Origin of the sequence: Mycobacterium haemophilum DSM 44634, from assembly GCF_000340435.2 — a bacterium.
Lineage (GTDB): Bacteria > Actinomycetota > Actinomycetes > Mycobacteriales > Mycobacteriaceae > Mycobacterium > Mycobacterium haemophilum.
On record NZ_CP011883.2, the window covers coordinates 2,916,039 to 2,933,053 of the forward strand.

Here is a 17,015-nt window from a genome sequence, read left to right on the forward strand (position 1 = left end):
GCTCACCGAGGCAACGTGCAGAACGTGTCGCGAGTGCGGTCAACCGTCACCCCAAGGCAGGATTGCCCCGCAGCAGCAGCATTTCCGCGTGCTTGAGCACCGGCGAATCTACCATCTGCCCTTCGAACGCGAACACCCCGCGCTCGGTCTGGGCCGCTGCCAATACCCGTCGCGCCCAGGCCAGCTTCTCCTCGCTGGGTCGATAGGCCTTGCGCACCACCGGGATCTGGCTGGGGTGAATGCACACCGTCGCATCGAAACCCACCGCCACGGCGTCGTCAGCTTCGGCCCGCAGGCCGTCAATGTCGCGAATGTCCAAATGCACGGCGTCGAGCGCGATCCGGTCGAACGCGGATGCCGCAAGCAAGACCGTCGACCTGACATGGCGGGCCACATCCCGATAACCGCCGCCGGCCCACCGGCTGGAGCTGCCACCCAGGGTGGCGATGAGGTCCTCGGCGCCCCACATCATCCCGACGGTGCCGTCGGCCGCGGCGATTTCGGCGGCCAGCACCGCACCCCGCGCCGTCTCAACCAGCGCGATAACGTCGCGCGGCGCGAGTGCGACCACCTGGGTCGCCGACTCAGCCTTCGGCAGCATCACTGTTGAGTACGCCGTACCGGCCAGGGCGTCCAGGTCGCGGGCCTGTTCATCGCCGCCGGCGGCGTTGATCCGCACCACCGTGCGCTCGGGGTCGAGCGGAGTGTCCCGCAGCGCTTTGCGGGCGACGGCTTTCTCAGCCTGCGCCACGCCATCCTCGAGGTCCAGGATCACCACATCGGCGGCGGCGGCGGCCTTGGCGAACCGCTCGGGTCGATCGGCCGGGCAGAACAGCCATCCCGGACCGGCGGCGCGCAAGTTCATCGGGACTCCTGCGCTGGTCGCCGCTGTACGAGCGTCGTGCGCACCGCCCGCGCGACAACGTCGCCGTGCTGGTTGCGCGCGGTGTGTTCGAGGGTGACGATGCCCTCGCCGGGCCGGCTCTTCGATTCGCGTTTGCCGGTGCATACCGTCTCGGCATACAGAGTGTCGCCGTGGAAGACGGGCTTGGGGAACGACACCTCGGAAAAGCCGAGGTTGGCCACGATGGTGCCCAGCGTCAGCTGCCCAACCGACAGCCCGACCAGCGTCGAGAGGGTGAACATTGAGTTCACCAGCCGCTGGCCCCGAAAGCCCGGCTGCTCGGCCGCCCACGCCGCATCAAGATGCAGCGACTGGGTGTTCATCGTCAGCGTGGTGAACAGCACGTTGTCGGCTTCGGTGACCGTGCGGCCGGGTCGGTGCAGGTATGTCGTGCCAATCTCGAACTCTTCGAACCACAAGCCCCGCTGAACAACTGACTTGCTTGCCGGCTCCTGGGCGGTCACCGCAGTCCCAGCGATCGCGCGATGAGCATCAACTGCACCTCAGTGGTGCCCTCACCGATCTCGAGAATCTTGCTGTCACGGTAATGACGGGCTACCGGATACTCGTTCATGAAACCGTAGCCGCCATGGATCTGGGTTGCGTCACGGGCGTTGTCCATCGCCGCCTCCGACGCGATCATCTTTGCGATCGCCGCCTCCTTCTTGAACGGCTTGGCTGCCAACATCTTTGCGGCCGCATCGTAGTACGCGGTGCGGGCAACGTGCGCACGTGCCTCCATCCGCGCGATCTTGAAGCTGATCGCCTGGTAAGAGCCGATCGGCTGGCCGAACGACTGGCGCTCCTTGGCGTACTTGACGCTCTCGTCGACGCACCCCTGCGCCACCCCGGTAGCCAATGCGGCGATTGCGATGCGGCCTTCATCCAGGATGGACAGGAAGTTCGCATACCCGCTCCCGCGCGGGCCCAGCAGATTCTCCTCCGGGACGCGCACGTCGACGAATGTCAGGGGGTGGGTGTCCGAGGCGTTCCAGCCGACCTTGTTGTAGGCCGGCTCGACGGTGAATCCCGTTGTTCCGCTTGGCACGATGATCGTCGAAATCTCTTTGTGGCCGTCCGCGCGGGTTCCGGTGACCGCGGTGACCGTGACCAGCGAGGTGATGTCGGTGCCGGAGTTGGTGATGAACTGCTTGGTGCCGTTGATCACCCATTCGCCGTTGTCCAGACGGGCCGTGGTGCGGGTGCCGCCGGCCTCCGAGCCGGACCCCGGTTCGGTGAGCCCGAAGCCGGCCAACGCCCGGCCGGCGACTAGGTCGGGCAGCCACGTGCTTTTCTGCTCTTCAGTACCGAACCGGTAGATCGGCATGGCCCCCAGACTTGCCCCCGCTTCTAACGTGATCGCCACCGACTGGTCAACTTTGCCGAGCTCTTCGAGCGCCACCGCCAGTGCGAAATAGTCGCCACCCATGCCGCCGTACTCTTCGGGGAACGGCAACCCAAACAGTCCCATCTCACCCATCTTGGCGACGACCTCGTACGGGAAGCTGTGCTCCTCATCATGTTTGGCTGAAACCGGAGCGACCACGGTTCGCGCGAAATCGGCCACCGTGTCGCGAAGATCCAGGTATTCCTTTGGCAGTGCCCCTGCCGTGATGGTTGTGGGCATGATCCTCTAATCCTTGCTCTCTGCGGGCTCTTCGGAGACCGGGATTACCCTGGCCAGCACTTGGTCGACGATCACCTGATCACCGACGGACACCGACACCTCAATGCGACCCGAAACCGGCGCGGCCAGTGAGTGTTCCATCTTCATCGCTTCGACGACCACCACCACGTCTCCTTCAGAAACGTGCGAGCCCGAGGTGACCTTTAGCTCGATCACGTTGCCGGGCATAGGGCTGATGACCTCGGCCTGCTGCACACCTGCCGCACGGTGGATCTTGTGCTCCTCCGCCTCGCGCAGATGCCACGTTCCCCGCTCGTCGGCGATCCACAGATGCCGGTCGGCCTCTGCCCAGTGATACTCCCGACGCAGCCCGTCCAGTGTCACGTGCAGCTGATCTCCCACGAGTTGCACACTCGCGGACAGCATTTCGCCATCACCAACCTGGACCGCGGCGGCCTCAGGCAGCCCACACACCGACACTGTCGCACTGCGCAGCGCCGTTTGCATCGCGGTGCGCACCGGCGCCGCGCCGCCCCCGACGCGCCATCCGGTCGGCGCGTCCCACGGGTTGCCCCGGGCGCGCCGAGCCAAGACCCACTGCCGATATAAGCCGCCGGCGGCGAGCACGTCATCGGGCGCCGGCAGCGGCGCGAAGTCAGCGAGCCGCTCGTCCAGCAAGGCGGTATCCACATCTCCGGCACGCACCCGATCGTCGGCGAGCAGAAACCGGAGAAATTCCAGATTGGTCTGCACCCCCAGAACCGCGGTCCGAGCCAGCGCCCGGTCGAGCCGCGCCAACGCCTGATCGCGGTCGACCCCATGCGCGATCACCTTGCTCAGCATCGGATCATAGTCGCTGCCGACGACGGTGCCGGGCAGCAGCGAAGAATCCACCCGCACACCGGTACCCGAGGGTTCGAGCACATCCAGCACCCGCCCACCGGTGGGCAGAAATCCCCGCCCGGGATCCTCGGCGTACACCCGTGCTTCGATGGCGTGCCCGCTTAACGTGACGTCGTCCTGCGCGAACAACAGCTTCTCACCGGCCGCCACCCGCAGTTGCCACTCGACGAGGTCCAGCCCGGTGATCGCCTCAGTAACAGGATGTTCCACCTGTAGGCGGGTATTCATCTCCATGAAGAAAAACTCGGTAGGCCGGTCAGCCGAGACGATGAACTCCACCGTGCCGGCGCCGACATAGTCGACGCTGCGGGCGGTGTCGCAGGCCGCGGCACCGATCTGCGTGCGCGTGGCGGTGTCCAGCAGCGGAGACGGCGCCTCCTCGATGACTTTCTGGTGGCGCCGCTGCAGGCTGCATTCACGCTCACCGAGATGCACCACGTTGGCGTGGCTGTCGGCCAACACTTGAACCTCAATATGCCTGGGCTGCAACATAAATCGTTCCAGAAACAGTGTGTCGTCGCCGAACGAGGACGCGGCCTCGCGCCGGGCGCCCAGCAGCGCCTCGGGTAGCAGCGCCGGATCCGCCACCAGCCGCATACCCTTGCCCCCGCCGCCCGCGGATGGCTTGATCAATACCGGATAGCCGACCTCATCGGCGGCGGCGACCAGTTCGTCGTCGGTGAGCCCGGGCCGGGCCACCCCGGGCACCACCGGCACCCCGAAAGCGGCGACCGCGTTCTTGGCGGCGATCTTGTCCCCCATCACCTCGATAGCGCGCGCCGGTGGGCCGACGAACACCACCCCGGCACGTTCGCAGGCTGCGGCGAAACCAGCATTCTCGGAAAGGAATCCGTAGCCGGGGTGAATCGCCTGGGCTCCGCTGCGCACCGCGGCGTCAATCACGCGACCGATGTCGAGGTAGCTTTCCCGCGCCGCGGCGGGTCCTAACCTTACCGCGGCGTCAGCCTCGAGCACGTGCCGGGCGCAGGCATCGGGATCGCTATACACGGCGACCGATCGGACACCTAGCCGACGCAGCGTCCGGATCACCCGAACAGCAATCTCGCCGCGGTTGGCCACTAACACGGTGTCAAACATCGCCGTCACATCCGGAAGACGCCGTAGCAGACCGGTTCCAGCGGTGCGTGGGAACACGCCGAAAGGGCAAGCCCCACAAATGTTCTGGTGTCGGCCGGGTCGATGATGCCGTCGTCCCATAGGCGAGCGGTCGAGTAATAGGGGTTGCCCTGGTCCTCGTACTGCGCCCGAATGGGCGCTTTAAAGGCTTCCTCCTCGTCGGCTGACCAGGGTGCGCCGGCCGCCGCGAGTTGCTCGCCGCGCACGGTCGCCAGCACAGACGCGGCCTGCTCGCCACCCATCACCGAGATCCGCGCATTCGGCCACATCCACAGAAAACGCGGCGAGTATGCCCGTCCGCACATCGAGTAGTTGCCCGCGCCATAGGATCCGCCGATCACGACGGTCAGCTTGGGCACTCGGGCACAGGCCACGGCGGTCACCATCTTGGCGCCATGCTTAGCGATGCCGCCGGCCTCGTAGTCCCGGCCGACCATGAAGCCGGCGATGTTTTGCAGAAACAGCAGCGGGATCTTGCGCTTGTCGCAGAGCTCGATGAAATGCGCGCCCTTCAACGCAGATTCGCTGAACAGCACGCCGTTGTTGGCGATGATTCCGACCGGGTGGCCGTGGATGCGCGCGAAGGCGGTCACCAGCGTCTTGCCGTATTTGGCTTTGAATTCCTGGAATTCGCTGCCGTCGACCAGCCGCACGATCACCTCACGCACGTCGTAGGGCACCCGTGGATCCGGCGGGACAACATCGTAGAGCTCGGTCTGTGCATGCTTGGGCTCAGCGGGACGGCTCACCTGCCATTGGGCGGGGTCGCGCGGGCCGAAAGTGGCCGCAATAGCACGCACGATCCGCAGCGCGTCCTCGTCGTCGTCGGCGAGGTGGTCGGTGACACCGGACACCCGCGAATGCAGGTCGCCGCCGCCGAGCTGCTCGGCAGAGACGATCTCGCCGGTGGCGGCCTTGACCAGCGGCGGACCACCGAGAAAGATCGTGCCCTGCTCGCGAACGATGACCGCCTCGTCGCTCATCGCCGGCACGTAAGCCCCGCCCGCCGTGCACGAACCGAGCACCGCCGCCACCTGGGGAATGCCTTGGGCGCTCATCGTCGCCTGGTTGTAGAAGATCCGGCCGAAGTGCTCGCGGTCCGGGAACACCTCATCCTGGCGTGGCAGGAAGGCGCCGCCGGAGTCCACCAGGTAGATGCACGGCAGCCGGTTCTGCAGCGCGACTTCCTGCGCCCGCAGGTGTTTCTTAACCGTCATTGGATAGTAGGTGCCGCCCTTGACCGTCGCGTCGTTGGCGACGACCACGCACTCGCGCCCAGAAACCCGGCCGATCCCAGTGATGATCCCCGCACCTGGGGACTCGTCGCCGTACATGCCGCCCGCGGCCAGCGGAGCCAACTCCAAAAACGGGCTGCCCGGATCCAGCAGCCGGTCCACCCGTTCGCGGGGCAGCAGCTTGCCGCGGCTGATGTGGCGTTCCCGCGCACGTTCGTTACCGCCCAGGGCCGCGGCGGCAAGCTTGTCGTTCAACTCCGCCACCAGCCGACGGTGCTCGTCGGCGAACGACGGCGCAGCGATGGTCGTCACTGGGCCACCAGATCCGAAAACACCAGGGGCGGTTGAGTCTTCGCGACGACTTCGTCGACCGATACGTCGGGGGCGGTCTCGATCAGGTGCAGGCCGTCGTCGCAGACGTCGATGACCGCGAGGTCAGTGACGATGCGGTTCACGCAGTGCGCGCCGGTCAGCGGCAAGGTGCACCGCTCGACGATCTTGGGGGTGCCGTCCTTGGCGGCGTGCTCCATCATCACAATCACCGTGCGGGCGCCGTGCACCAGGTCCATCGCACCGCCCATGCCCTTGACCATCTTGCCCGGGATCATCCAGTTGGCGAGGTCGCCGGTGGCCGAGACTTGCATGGCCCCAAGCACTGCGACGTCCAGGTGTCCACCGCGGATGATTCCGAATGAGGACGACGAGGAGAAGAACGCGGCCCCCGGCAGGGTGGTGACCGTCTCCTTGCCCGCGTTGATCAGATCGGCGTCGACATCCTCGCGCCGAGGGTAGGGGCCGACACCCAGGATCCCGTTCTCCGAATGCAAGACGACGTGCACGCCGTCGGGCAGATGATTCGGAATCAGCGTGGGCATCCCGATGCCCAGGTTGACGTATTGGCCGTCCTCGAATTCCGCGGCCACCCGGGCGGCCATCTCGTCTCTGGTCCAACTCATTGCCGCACCGTCTCCTTCTCGATCCGCTTGATGGGCTTGGGCACGTGCACGACTCGCTGCACGTAGATGCCCGGCGTGTGCACAGCGGCAGGGTCGATCTCTCCGGCCTCGACGAGGTGTTCGACCTCAGCGATGGTGATCCGCCCCGCACCGGCGCATTCCGGGTTGAAGTTAGCGGCCGACTCGCGATACACCAGGTTGCCGTGTCGATCGCCCTTCCAAGCGTGCACCAGCGCAAAGTCAGTGCGGATTGCCCGCTCGAGAACATAAGTGGCACCGTCGAACTCACGGGTCTCCTTGGCCGGCGACACCACCGCCACCGCACCCGAGGCGTCGTAGCGCCACGGCAGCCCGCCGTTGGCGACTTCAGTGCCGACACCGGCCGGCGTATAGAAAGCAGGTATCCCCATCCCGCCGGCACGCAGGCGCTCCGCCAGGGTGCCCTGGGGGGTCAGCTCCACCTCAAGTTCGCCGGACAGGAATTGGCGGGCGAACTCCCTATTCTCGCCCACGTACGACGAGATTGTCCGGCGAATTCGCTTGTGCTGCAAAAGAAGTCCGAGACCGACGCCGTCAACACCGCAGTTGTTCGACACCGTTTCCAAGTCACGGACCCCGCTGTCAGCCACCGCCGCAATGAGCGCTTCGGGAATGCCGCAGAGCCCGAATCCCCCTACTGCCAGCGACGACCCGTCGGTGATGTCCGCGACCGCCTCCGCAGCGGTAGCCACCACTTTGTCCATTACCGCAGAGCCTCCTCGCCGCCGGGGCGGTCTATGCAGAGTTTCAGTTAATGCTCATTAACTGGGGCGAGAATACCATCGCCACCGCGGTGCGTCCAGCAAGGCGACACTCAACCTGGGCCACGCAGGTACTCAATTGCCTGCTGGCGAATCTGTGCCTTGCGGACCTTGCCGGTAACGGTCATCGGGAACTCATCAACGATCCACAGATAGCGCGGGATCTTGAACCTGGCGATCTGGCCCGTGCAGAACTCGCGCAACGCCTCGATGGTCAAACCCGGGGCCCCTTGGCGTAGCTTGACCACGGCCATAAGCTCCTCGCCATACCTTTCGTCGGGCACCCCAATGACGTGGCCGTCGACGATATCGGGATGCGTGTAGAGGAACTCCTCGATCTCGCGCGGCGAGATGTTCTCACCGCCTCGAACGACGATGTCCTTGATCCGGCCGGTGATCTCGACGTACCCGCACGCGTCCATGGTGGCCAAATCTCCGGTGTGCATCCAGCCATCCGCATCGAGCATCTCGGCGGTCTTCTCCGGGTCATTCCAATACCCGGCCATTACCGAATAGCCCCGCGTGCAGAACTCGCCGGCTACGCCGCGGGGCACCGTCTCACCGGTCACCGGATCCACCACCTTGATCTCCAGATGAGGACCCGCCCGGCCGACGGTGCCAACGCGCCGCGCCAGCGAGTCGTTCATCCGCGTCTGCGTGGACACTGGCGAAGTCTCGGTCATCCCATAGCAGATCGAGACGCCCGGCATGTGCATGCGCTCGATCACCTTGCGCATCACCTCAACCGGACATGGCGAACCCGCCATGATCCCGGTGCGTAGACTGCCCAGCTCGTAGTCAGCGAACCCCGGCAGGCCCAGCTCGGCGATGAACATCGTTGGTACGCCGTAGAGACTCGTACACCGCTCGGCCTGCACCGCCTGCAGAGTTGCCGCAGCGGCAAAGCCGGGCGCCGGGATCACCATGCAGGCGCCGTGGCTAGTGGCCGCCAGATTCCCCATCACCATGCCGAAGCAGTGATAGAAGGGCACCGGGATACAGATCCGATCGAGCGCGGTGTACTCGAGCAACTCGCCCACCAGATAGCCATTGTTAAGTATGTTGCGGTGGCTCAGCGTGACAGCTTTCGGGTATCCCGTAGTGCCAGAGGTGTATTGGATGTTGATGGGATCGCTGTTTCGCAGTGTCGCCGCGATCGCCGCCAGCGCAGCGAGGTCGATTTCCGCACCGGCCAGTTCGTCCCAGCGTTCGCTGTCCATGAACACGACGTCGGACAGGCCAGGGCACTGCGGCGCCACCTCGGCCAGCATCGTGGCGTAGTCCGAGGTCCTAAAATTGGGGGCGGCGATCACCATCGCGACCCCGGACTGCCTTAGCGCGTACTCCAATTCGCGCGCCTGGTAGGCAGGGTTTAGGGTCACCAGGATCGCGCCAATCTCGGCGGTCGCATACTGGACGAGCACCCACTCCCATCGGTTCGGCGCCAAGATGCCGACCCGATCACCCACCCGGATCCCCGCCCGCATCAGCCCCGTCGCCAGTCGGCGTACGGCGGCCAGCAGTTCTGCGTAACACCATCGTCGCCCCGCCCAGACGTCAACCAATGCATCCCTGTGCGGGTATTCAGCGGCCGTATCGGCCAAGTTGGCGCCGATGGTTGTCTCGAGCAGCCGAGGCTTGCTCGGACCTCGGTCATAAGAAGGGGCATGAGACGGCGGATCGCAGTCCATCGCTACTGCCACGATTCCTTAAAGTTAATGGCCAATAACTCATGTTACGTTAGTGACGATTAACCGAAGTGTCCAGCGCGAGTTGCGGATGGAGGCCGTCATGACAGCGTCCACACCCGACGACCAGCCCGGGTCTCCCGAAACACCCAATCGCCGCAGCCAGCTGAAGTCCGACCGACGCCTGCAACTTCTGTCCGCCGCCGAACGGCTCTTCGCGCAACGCGGTTTCCTCGCGGTGCGGCTAGAAGACATCGGCGCCGCCGCGGGGGTCAGTGGTCCGGCCATCTACCGACACTTCCCCAACAAGGAGTCGCTGCTGGTGGAGCTGCTGGTCGGGATCAGCGCCCGACTGCTGGCCGGCGCCCGTGACGTGACGGCCCGCAGCGGTGATGCGAGCGCGGCGCTGGACGGCCTCATCGATTTTCACCTCGACTTTGCACTGGGCGAACCCGACTTGATCCGTATTCAAGACCGAGATCTTGCCTACCTGCCCGCTGTCGCCGAACGACAGGTTCGCAAAGCTCAGCGACAGTACGTGGAGGTATGGGTGGCTGTACTGCGCCAGCTGAATCCCCAACTTGCCGAAGCCAACGCCCGGTTGGCAGCGCACGCGGTATTTGGTCTGCTGAACTCGACGCCGCACAGCATGAAGTCCCTGGATAATTCGCGCACCAAGCCGGCCAGCGCGGAACGGTGCCGCACCATCATGCGGGCGATGACCGTAGCCGCGCTAGCAGCCGCAGATCAGTGCCAACGTGTGACCGACTGAACCAAGGTTCGGGTACCACCTCGATATCGGCGACAACGTCGATAGCAGCTGTCATACGTCGAACGCCAGGTCCAGGTACCCTGCATCCCATGAGGTTGAGGTGGACATGAACGATCCACGTCGACCTGAGTGGCTTGGTCCCAGTTTACCTGGGTCTGGACCGATCGAGCCGCAGGGTCGCCAATACTCGCCGCTCACCGACCCGGCCTATGCCGAGCAAGCGCCCTACGCGCCCGCGTACGGCGCTCCGCTTCCGCCCTGGACGTCGAACCCGACCCAACAGTTGCCGCCATACTGGCAGCAAGACCAGCCCCCACCAACCGGAATACCTCCAGCGGGGCTGAGTCCCCCACCACCGCACGGGCCAAAATCACCGCACTGGTTGTTGTGGGTCGCGGCGGGCGCATCCGTTGTGCTGGTAGTCGGGCTGGTCATTGCGCTGATCATCGCGAATGGCGCGATCAAAACACAGACGGTCGTCCCGCCGTTACCCGCTATGCCGGAATCAAGTTCGGCCACCCCGAGCACCGAGACGTCGCCCACACCCACCGCCGGGCCGGCACCATCGACTACCGGCCCTGGTACTCCCACGCAGACCACCGGGCCGTCCGCGATGCTGGACGTGGTCTATAGCGTCACTGGCCAAGGCCGGGCCATTAGCGTCACCTACATGGATACCGGCGACGTCATCCAGACCGAGTTCAACGTGGTGCTGCCGTGGAGCAAACAGGTCAGCCTGTCAAAGTCAGCCGTTCATCCGGCAAGCGTCACGATCGTCAACATCGGCCACGATGTCACCTGCTCGGTCACGGTGGCCGGAGTTCAAGTACGTCAGCACACCGGGGTAGGTCTGACGATCTGCGACGCCCCCCGCTAAGACGCCCTAGGCTCGACGAGCGGCGACCCGCTGCATTGGGACGCGGACCACCAGCATTCCCAGCAGCCCGGCCAGCAGCACCACTGAGATCCCACCCAGGCCGGCCCGGACGGCGCCGAAGCTGTCGACAAATACCGAGAAAAGCCACGGCGCCACGAACGACGCCGCCCGTCCCGTCATCGTGTAGAGGCCGAACGCCACGCCTTCCCCACCGTGCTTCGCCATGTGCAGTAACAGAGCGCGCGACGACGACTGCGACGGTCCGATAAACAGGCACAGCGCCAACCCGCACACCCAGAAGGCGAGCGGGCCGGAGAGCGTCATCAAAGTCAGCGCCGTGACGATAATCGCGACCAGTGACCCCACAATGACTCGTTTAGATCCAATCCGGTGGTCGACGAACCCGCCGAGCACCGCCCCCACAGCGGCCACCACGCTGGCGGCCACACCGAACACCAACACATTGGCTTGTGAAATTCCGTAGGCGTTGACACCGAGCACAGCGCCGAAGCCGAACATCGCCGCCAAACCGTCCCGGAAGAGCGCGCTGGCCACCAGGAAGTAGACCAGGTTACGGTCGCGGCGCCATTCCGCGGAGACCTCTGACCACAGCTTGCGGTAGCCACCCAGCATGCTCGTCGGATGAGACACCTCGCCCAACGAGGGCAGTCGGTGCGCCATTAACAGCAGCGGCAGAGCCAACAACGCCAGCCACGCCGCGGCCAACAGCATCGCCGCGCGTACGTAAATTCCGTCATGGGTGGGCAGCTGGAGCAGCCCGCGCAGCTCACCGGTGCCGGAAATGAAACCCAGGTAGATCAGCAGCAACAAGACGACGCTGCCGACATATCCCGACGCCCAACCCAAGCCGGAAATCCGGCCGGCTGTCGCCGGCGTCGAGAGCTGGCGCAGCATCGCGTTGTACGGGACGCTGGCCAGGTCACCGCATGCGGCTGTTCCGGCCAACAGCACCAATCCGGCCCAAAGGTAGCCAGGTTGGTCGCGGATCAAGCTCATCGCGCAGGTCAGCGCTACCGCGAGGCCAGTCAGCACGCCCAGTGTCACCCGCCGCCGATGCGGGGACTCCACCCATACGCCGATGGCCGGTGCCAGCACCGCGATGGTCAACCCAGCAACAGCCCCCGCGCGACCCAGCCAGCTCGCCGGTGAGGTACCGCCGGGCATGCCCACACCCACGCTGCTGGTCAGGTAGACGGAGAAGACGAAGGTCGCCACGATGGCGTTAAGACCGGTCGAACCGCAGTCCCACATCGCCCACGCCGCAACCCGAGATCGCACCAAGGTATCCGCGCCCGACTCCGGCTGACTCATGCCCGGCACTCTACGGGTGAGTCGGATACGCAGCGACCCGCTGCGCCCGGCTCCACCGCGCTTGCGATCGCTGCAGGGTCGGATACGCAGCGACCCGCTGCGCCCGGCTCCACCGCGCTTGCGATCGCTGCGTGTCTACCATTGGCGCATGCCGATACCAGCCCCCAGCCCCGACGCGCGTGCCGTTGTGACCGGAGCCTCACAGAACATCGGCGAAGCGCTAGCCACCGAACTTGCCGCGCGTGGACACAGCCTAATCGTCACCGCGCGACGCGAAGACGTGCTCACCAACCTGGCCGCCCGTTTGACCGACAAATATCGTGTCGCGGTCGACGTGCGACCGGTCGATCTCGCCGACCCATCCGAACGAACGAAACTGGCCGACGAACTGGCCGCGCGCCCCATCTCGATCCTGTGCGCCAACGCCGGCACGGCAACGTTCGGCCCAGTCTCTGCACTCGACCCGGCCGGTGAAAAAGCTCAGGTCCAGCTGAATGCCGTAGCGGTGCACGACCTTACGTTGGCGGTACTGCCGGGCATGATCGAGCGTAAGGCCGGCGGGATATTGATTTCTGGCTCGGCTGCCGGCAATTCACCGATCCCCTACAACGCCACGTATGCCGCCACCAAGGCGTTCGCGAACACCTTCAGCGAATCGTTGCGCGGTGAATTGCGCGGCTCCGGTGTGCACGTCACGCTGCTGGCGCCGGGCCCGGTGCGCACCGAGCTGCCCGATGACGCCGAAGCATCGCTCGTCGAAAAGCTGGTGCCTGACTTCCTCTGGATCTCGACGGAGCACACCGCGCGGCTGTCGCTGGATGCTTTGGAGCGCAACAAGATGCGCGTTGTCCCTGGCTTGACCTCGAAAGCCATGTCGGTGGCGAGCGGGTACGCGCCACGCGCCATCGTCGCACCGATCGTGGGCAGCTTCTACAAGAAGCTCGGCGGCGGGTAGCCGTTACTTTCGGCGGCGTCCGGTCCCGAACAGGCTGCGGATAAATTCGCGTATAGCGGTCATGAGGGCGCTCTTCACGGTCGGGTTCTTCAGCACTTGTTCCCAAATGGCCGGGCCTTGCGGCGTAGCGGGCGCGGGCATGGGTGGCACGTCGATCTCGTCCGGCCAAGGCAGGGGGTCGTACTTCCCGCGCGGCGGCGTCTGCTGCGGCGGTCCTTTCGGTTGGGGCACTTGAGGTTCCAATGGCCGCTGAATCGTCTGGCCGTACTTGGCGTGCAGCGAGCTGGATTTGGCCGCGGCGGCAATCTCGTCGGTGCCGATGGCGCCCATCAGCGACCGCGGCACCCGCATGCGCGTCCACGCGACGGGTGTCGGTGCGCCCTTCTCGGACAGCACCGTGACGACGGCCTCACCGATTCCCAACGACGTTAACGCCGACTCCAAGTCGTAGACATCGGTTTTCGGATAGGTGCGCACAGTCTTGGACAGCGCCTTATGGTCATCCGGGGTGAACGCCCGCAGGGCATGCTGGATACGGGCACCCAACTGGGACAGCACATTGTTGGGCAGGTCCGTGGGCAACTGGGTGCAAAAGAATACCCCGACGCCCTTGGAGCGAATCAGCTTTACAGTCAGCTCGACCTGCTCGAGGAACGCTTTCGAGGCGTCGGTGAACAGCAGGTGCGCCTCGTCGAAAAAGAAGACCAGCTTGGGCTTGTCCACATCGCCGACCTCAGGCAGGACGGTGAACAGATCGGCCAGCACCCACATCAGGAAGGTGGAGAAGATGACCGGACGCAACGATTGACCGCTGAATTCGAGCAGCGAAATGATGCCGCGACCTTGGTCATCGACGCGCAGCAGATCCTGCGGGTCCAGCTTCGGCTCGCCGAAGAACGTATCTCCGCCCTCGGCTTCCAGATTGACCAGCGCCCGCAGGATGACGCCCGCCGTGGTCGAGGACACCCCGCCGAGGGATTTCAGGTCGGCCTTGCCCTCGTCGGTGGTCAGGTGGCTGATGGCCCTACGCAGATCGTCGAGGGTGACCAACTGACGGTCGTTATCCTTGGCCCAATGGAAGATCAGACCCAGCGTCGATTCTTGAGTAGCATTGAGCCCCAACACCTTTGATAACAGAATCGGGCCGAAGCTGGCAACGGTAGCGCGCACCGGCACGCCAATTCCGTCGGTGCCGAGCGACAAAAACTCCACTGGGAATCCGGTCGGTGCCCAGTTGTCCCCGGTGTCCTTAGCCCGCACGGCGGTCTTATCGTTGGCCTCCCCCGCCCGGACCAGACCGGACAGGTCGCCCTTGACGTCGGCCATCAGCACAGCCACACCCGCAACGCTGAGCTGCTCCGCGATGAGCTGCAGCGTCTTGGTCTTACCCGTCCCGGTCGCGCCGGCCACGAGGCCGTGCCTGTTGATCGTGGCCAGCGGAATGCGGATCTGCGCGGTCGGATCGACCTCGCCGTCGACGACGACGGTCCCCAATTCCAGCGCCTGGCCTGCGACGGCATAACCGCTCGCGATCCGCATCGCCGGCACGCTGGCCGCTGGTTCGGTGCTCATCGTGCCCCCTGTCCCCCGTGATTCCCCATGCAGTACGGCAAACCATCACACTACTTGCCGGGGGGAGACCGAGGCAGGTCTCACGTGCGCCTACTGTAGAGCGCTGTGCGCGACGAATTAGTGTGGATTGACTGCGAGATGACCGGGCTGGATCTGGGTTCGGACAAGTTGATCGAGATCGCAGCCCTAGTCACCGATGCCGAGCTGAACATCCTCGGCGACGGAGTCGATGTGGTGATCCACGCCGACAGCGACGCGCTCTCGTCAATGATCGACGTGGTCGCTGAGATGCACTCGCGGTCAGGACTAATCAGCGAGGTGGAGGCATCCGTCGTCGACCTGGCGACCGCCGAGACGATAGTGCTCGATTACATCAACGACCACGTCAAGCAACCGAAGACGGCTCCGCTGGCGGGCAATTCGATCGCCACCGATCGGTCGTTCATCGCCCGCGACATGCCCACTCTGGACTCGTTCCTGCACTATCGGATGATCGACGTCAGCTCGATTAAAGAACTCTGCCGGCGCTGGTACCCACGCATTTATTTCGGCCAGCCGACCAAAGGGCTCACGCATCGGGCACTGGCCGACATTCACGAATCCATCCGGGAGCTGCAGTTCTACCGCCGCACCGCCTTTGTGCCCCCGCCCGGGCCGTCTACCAGCGAAATCGCGGCAATAGTCGCCGATCTTTCCGGCGCGCCCGCCACGCCAGGAGATATCGATTCGGCCGACGAGCGTCCGAGCGGTTAATATCAACAGCGCCGCTCGTTGACCCTGCTAGGGCCGGCCGGCGGCCATGGTGAGTGTAGTTCAGTTGGTAGAGCACCAGGTTGTGATCCTGGGTGTCGCGGGTTCGAGTCCCGTCACTCACCCCACAGGTCAGATCGCGACGCGGAGCGTCAGGTGTTGGCGTTGCCCGCCTTCCACTGCGCCCAGGGAATGTTCCAGTCCCCGAGGCCCTCGGCGCCGGGCAGGGTACCTCCCACCGTGTTGACGATTTCGACGATGTCGCCGCGCTTGACGTGGTCGTAGAACCACTGCGCATTGCTCGGGCTCACATTTAAACACCCGTGGCTGGTGTTGGTGTGGCCTTGGGCGCCCACCGACCACGGCGCGGAGTGCACGTAGACGCCGCTGTAGGACAGCTGCGTAGCCCAATCGACATTGGTGCGATATCCGTTGGGCGAGTTGACGGGAACTCCGTAGGTCGACGAGTCCATGATGATGTGCTTATACCGCGCGCCGACAATGTAGATGCCGTTGGCTGTTGGGGTGCTGTCCTTGCCCATCGATGTTGGCATGGTCTTGACCACTTCACCGTTGACCCGCACGGTCAGCATCTTGGTGGTGTCGTCAGCAGTCGCGACGACCTCGTCGCCGATGGTGAAGTGTGTCTTCACGTTGTCCTCGCCGAACATCCCGTCGCCCAAGTCGACGCCGTACGTGTTGACCGCCACATCAACAGCTGTCCCCGACTTCCAGAAATGCTCAGGACGCCAACGCACTTCGCGGTTATTCAGCCAGTAGAACGCACCCTCAACGGGCGGGTTGGCGGTGATGGTGATGGCCTTCTGCGCGGCGGCGCGGTTTGCGATGTTCTCGTCGAACCGGATCGCCACCGGCTCCCCGATGCCCACCACCTCGCCGTCACCTGGATTGACGTAAGGCATCGTCAGGTGCGCGGGAGAACTGGTTTGGAAGGTCATCTGGCGGTTCGCCGCCCCACCTAGCCCGAGCGCCTTCGCACTCAGCGTGTAGCGCCTGTTGAAGCCCAGCGGCTCGGTGGTCGACCAGCGCAGCCCGTCGGGGCTAAGTTGACCAGTAATCGTCCGGCCGTTGTCGTTGATCATGGTGACCGCCGCCAGCACACCGTCAGCGACGGTCACCGTGACTGGCGCATCCACGGTGACACCGACGGCACCGTCGGTCACCGAGGCGGTGAGCTTCGGGACCAGCAGATCGGCAAATGGCGTGCCCTTATCGCCGATGACGTTCACCGGTGCGGTGCCGCCGCCCCCGCCGCAGGCGACGGCGAACACAGCGACCGGAATCATCAGCAACGCTAGCCGCGCTCGCCACGCTTTGAGCCGAACCCGACGGGCCGCACCGGCCACGTTTCGCATCCTTATCTCACCTCCTCCCTCCACCCACACCCACCTCGCACTCAGGCTGAGCTTGTAGACTCGGCAGTAGTCTAGGGCCAGATAGGCGGCGGCGCCGGGAAGCTCGCACCGGGTTCACCGGCGAGATTTCG

15 protein-coding genes and 1 tRNA gene are annotated in these 17,015 nt (G+C 64.9%); 5 read left to right on the forward strand and 11 right to left on the reverse strand.

Going from position 1 to position 17,015, the window contains the following annotated elements; all coding sequences use genetic code 11:
• Positions 1 to 46: 46 nt before the first annotated feature.
• From B586_RS13690 to B586_RS13725, 8 genes are all read right to left on the reverse strand, one after another.
• Entirely contained in the window at positions 47 to 865 is an 819-nt protein-coding gene (locus B586_RS13690) for an HpcH/HpaI aldolase/citrate lyase family protein (protein WP_054879666.1), read from the reverse strand.
• Positions 862 to 1,383: a MaoC family dehydratase gene (locus B586_RS13695; protein ID WP_264067798.1), complete on the reverse strand. Its 522-nt coding sequence runs from the start codon at positions 1,381 to 1,383 to the stop codon at positions 862 to 864. The genes B586_RS13690 and B586_RS13695 overlap by 4 nt, the downstream gene beginning before the upstream one ends.
• On the reverse strand, positions 1,365 to 2,531 hold the full coding sequence (locus B586_RS13700) for an acyl-CoA dehydrogenase family protein (RefSeq protein ID WP_047316640.1): 1,167 nt from the start codon (positions 2,529 to 2,531) through the stop codon (positions 1,365 to 1,367). The genes B586_RS13695 and B586_RS13700 overlap by 19 nt, the downstream gene beginning before the upstream one ends.
• Positions 2,532 to 2,537: 6 nt before the next feature.
• Positions 2,538 to 4,532 carry an acetyl-CoA carboxylase biotin carboxylase subunit gene (locus B586_RS13705; RefSeq protein WP_054880907.1) on the reverse strand — a complete coding sequence of 665 codons (1,995 nt, stop codon included), beginning with the start codon at positions 4,530 to 4,532 and terminating at the stop codon, positions 2,538 to 2,540.
• A 5-nt stretch (positions 4,533 to 4,537) separates the two neighbouring features.
• Entirely contained in the window at positions 4,538 to 6,118 is a 1,581-nt protein-coding gene (locus B586_RS13710) for a carboxyl transferase domain-containing protein (RefSeq protein ID WP_156166332.1), read from the reverse strand.
• On the reverse strand, positions 6,115 to 6,762 hold the full coding sequence (locus tag B586_RS13715; RefSeq protein WP_054879664.1) for a 3-oxoacid CoA-transferase subunit B: 648 nt from the start codon (positions 6,760 to 6,762) through the stop codon (positions 6,115 to 6,117). Before B586_RS13715 ends, B586_RS13710 begins: the two co-directional genes overlap by 4 nt.
• The gene (locus tag B586_RS13720) at positions 6,759 to 7,505 is read right to left on the reverse strand and encodes a CoA transferase subunit A (protein WP_054879663.1); all 747 of its coding nucleotides are present in this window, start codon (positions 7,503 to 7,505) and stop codon (positions 6,759 to 6,761) included. Before B586_RS13720 ends, B586_RS13715 begins: the two co-directional genes overlap by 4 nt.
• 110 nt (positions 7,506 to 7,615) lie before the next feature.
• Entirely contained in the window at positions 7,616 to 9,253 is a 1,638-nt protein-coding gene (locus B586_RS13725; RefSeq protein ID WP_054879662.1) for an AMP-binding protein, read from the reverse strand.
• Positions 9,254 to 9,353: 100 nt separating this feature from the next.
• On the opposite strand from B586_RS13725, the gene B586_RS13730 reads away from it, so the two are divergent.
• Complete coding sequence (locus B586_RS13730) at positions 9,354 to 10,022, forward strand: SACE_7040 family transcriptional regulator (protein WP_047316650.1); 669 nt, start codon at positions 9,354 to 9,356, stop codon at positions 10,020 to 10,022.
• Between the two features lie 106 nt (positions 10,023 to 10,128).
• Positions 10,129 to 10,899: an MmpS family transport accessory protein gene (locus tag B586_RS13735; RefSeq protein ID WP_054880906.1), complete on the forward strand. Its 771-nt coding sequence runs from the start codon at positions 10,129 to 10,131 to the stop codon at positions 10,897 to 10,899.
• Positions 10,900 to 10,905: 6 nt separating this feature from the next.
• On the opposite strand, the gene B586_RS13740 is transcribed toward B586_RS13735, so the two are convergent.
• Complete coding sequence (locus tag B586_RS13740) at positions 10,906 to 12,231, reverse strand: MFS transporter (RefSeq protein WP_054879661.1); 1,326 nt, start codon at positions 12,229 to 12,231, stop codon at positions 10,906 to 10,908.
• 148 nt (positions 12,232 to 12,379) lie between these two features.
• Here B586_RS13740 and cmrA point away from each other — a divergent pair, with 148 nt between their 5' ends.
• Positions 12,380 to 13,186: a mycolate reductase gene (gene cmrA / locus B586_RS13745; RefSeq protein ID WP_054880905.1), complete on the forward strand. Its 807-nt coding sequence runs from the start codon at positions 12,380 to 12,382 to the stop codon at positions 13,184 to 13,186.
• Positions 13,187 to 13,189: 3 nt separating this feature from the next.
• On the opposite strand, the gene B586_RS13750 is transcribed toward cmrA, so the two are convergent.
• A complete protein-coding gene (locus B586_RS13750; RefSeq protein WP_054879660.1) occupies positions 13,190 to 14,758 on the reverse strand; it encodes a helicase HerA-like domain-containing protein in 1,569 nt (522 codons plus the stop codon).
• Positions 14,759 to 14,863: 105 nt separating this feature from the next.
• On the opposite strand from B586_RS13750, the gene orn reads away from it, so the two are divergent.
• Together orn and B586_RS13760 are read left to right on the forward strand one after the other, a co-directional pair.
• Positions 14,864 to 15,511 carry an oligoribonuclease gene (gene orn / locus B586_RS13755; RefSeq protein WP_047316633.1) on the forward strand — a complete coding sequence of 216 codons (648 nt, stop codon included), beginning with the start codon at positions 14,864 to 14,866 and terminating at the stop codon, positions 15,509 to 15,511.
• 49 nt (positions 15,512 to 15,560) lie between these two features.
• Positions 15,561 to 15,636: transfer RNA gene (locus tag B586_RS13760), tRNA-His, on the forward strand.
• A 24-nt stretch (positions 15,637 to 15,660) separates the two neighbouring features.
• On the opposite strand, the gene B586_RS13765 is transcribed toward B586_RS13760, so the two are convergent.
• On the reverse strand, positions 15,661 to 16,884 hold the full coding sequence (locus B586_RS13765) for a L,D-transpeptidase (RefSeq protein WP_054879659.1): 1,224 nt from the start codon (positions 16,882 to 16,884) through the stop codon (positions 15,661 to 15,663).
• Positions 16,885 to 17,015 lie beyond the last annotated feature (131 nt).

Bases quoted from the DNA above. Each gene is read 5' to 3' on its own strand.
- B586_RS13705 (WP_054880907.1), bottom strand. From the start codon at position 4,532: ATGTTTGACACCGTGTTAGTGGCCAACCGCGGCGAGATTGCTGTTCGG.
- B586_RS13725 (WP_054879662.1), bottom strand. From the start codon at position 9,253: ATGGACTGCGATCCGCCGTCTCATGCCCCTTCTTATGACCGAGGTCCG.
- cmrA (WP_054880905.1), top strand. From the start codon at position 12,380: ATGCCGATACCAGCCCCCAGCCCCGACGCGCGTGCCGTTGTGACCGGA.
- B586_RS13740 (WP_054879661.1), bottom strand. From the start codon at position 12,231: ATGAGTCAGCCGGAGTCGGGCGCGGATACCTTGGTGCGATCTCGGGTT.
- B586_RS13715 (WP_054879664.1), bottom strand. From the start codon at position 6,762: ATGAGTTGGACCAGAGACGAGATGGCCGCCCGGGTGGCCGCGGAATTC.
- B586_RS13720 (WP_054879663.1), bottom strand. From the start codon at position 7,505: ATGGACAAAGTGGTGGCTACCGCTGCGGAGGCGGTCGCGGACATCACC.
- B586_RS13750 (WP_054879660.1), bottom strand. From the start codon at position 14,758: ATGAGCACCGAACCAGCGGCCAGCGTGCCGGCGATGCGGATCGCGAGC.
- B586_RS13765 (WP_054879659.1), bottom strand. From the start codon at position 16,884: ATGCGAAACGTGGCCGGTGCGGCCCGTCGGGTTCGGCTCAAAGCGTGG.
- B586_RS13735 (WP_054880906.1), top strand. From the start codon at position 10,129: ATGAACGATCCACGTCGACCTGAGTGGCTTGGTCCCAGTTTACCTGGG.
- B586_RS13730 (WP_047316650.1), top strand. From the start codon at position 9,354: ATGACAGCGTCCACACCCGACGACCAGCCCGGGTCTCCCGAAACACCC.
- B586_RS13690 (WP_054879666.1), bottom strand. From the start codon at position 865: ATGAACTTGCGCGCCGCCGGTCCGGGATGGCTGTTCTGCCCGGCCGAT.
- B586_RS13700 (WP_047316640.1), bottom strand. From the start codon at position 2,531: ATGCCCACAACCATCACGGCAGGGGCACTGCCAAAGGAATACCTGGAT.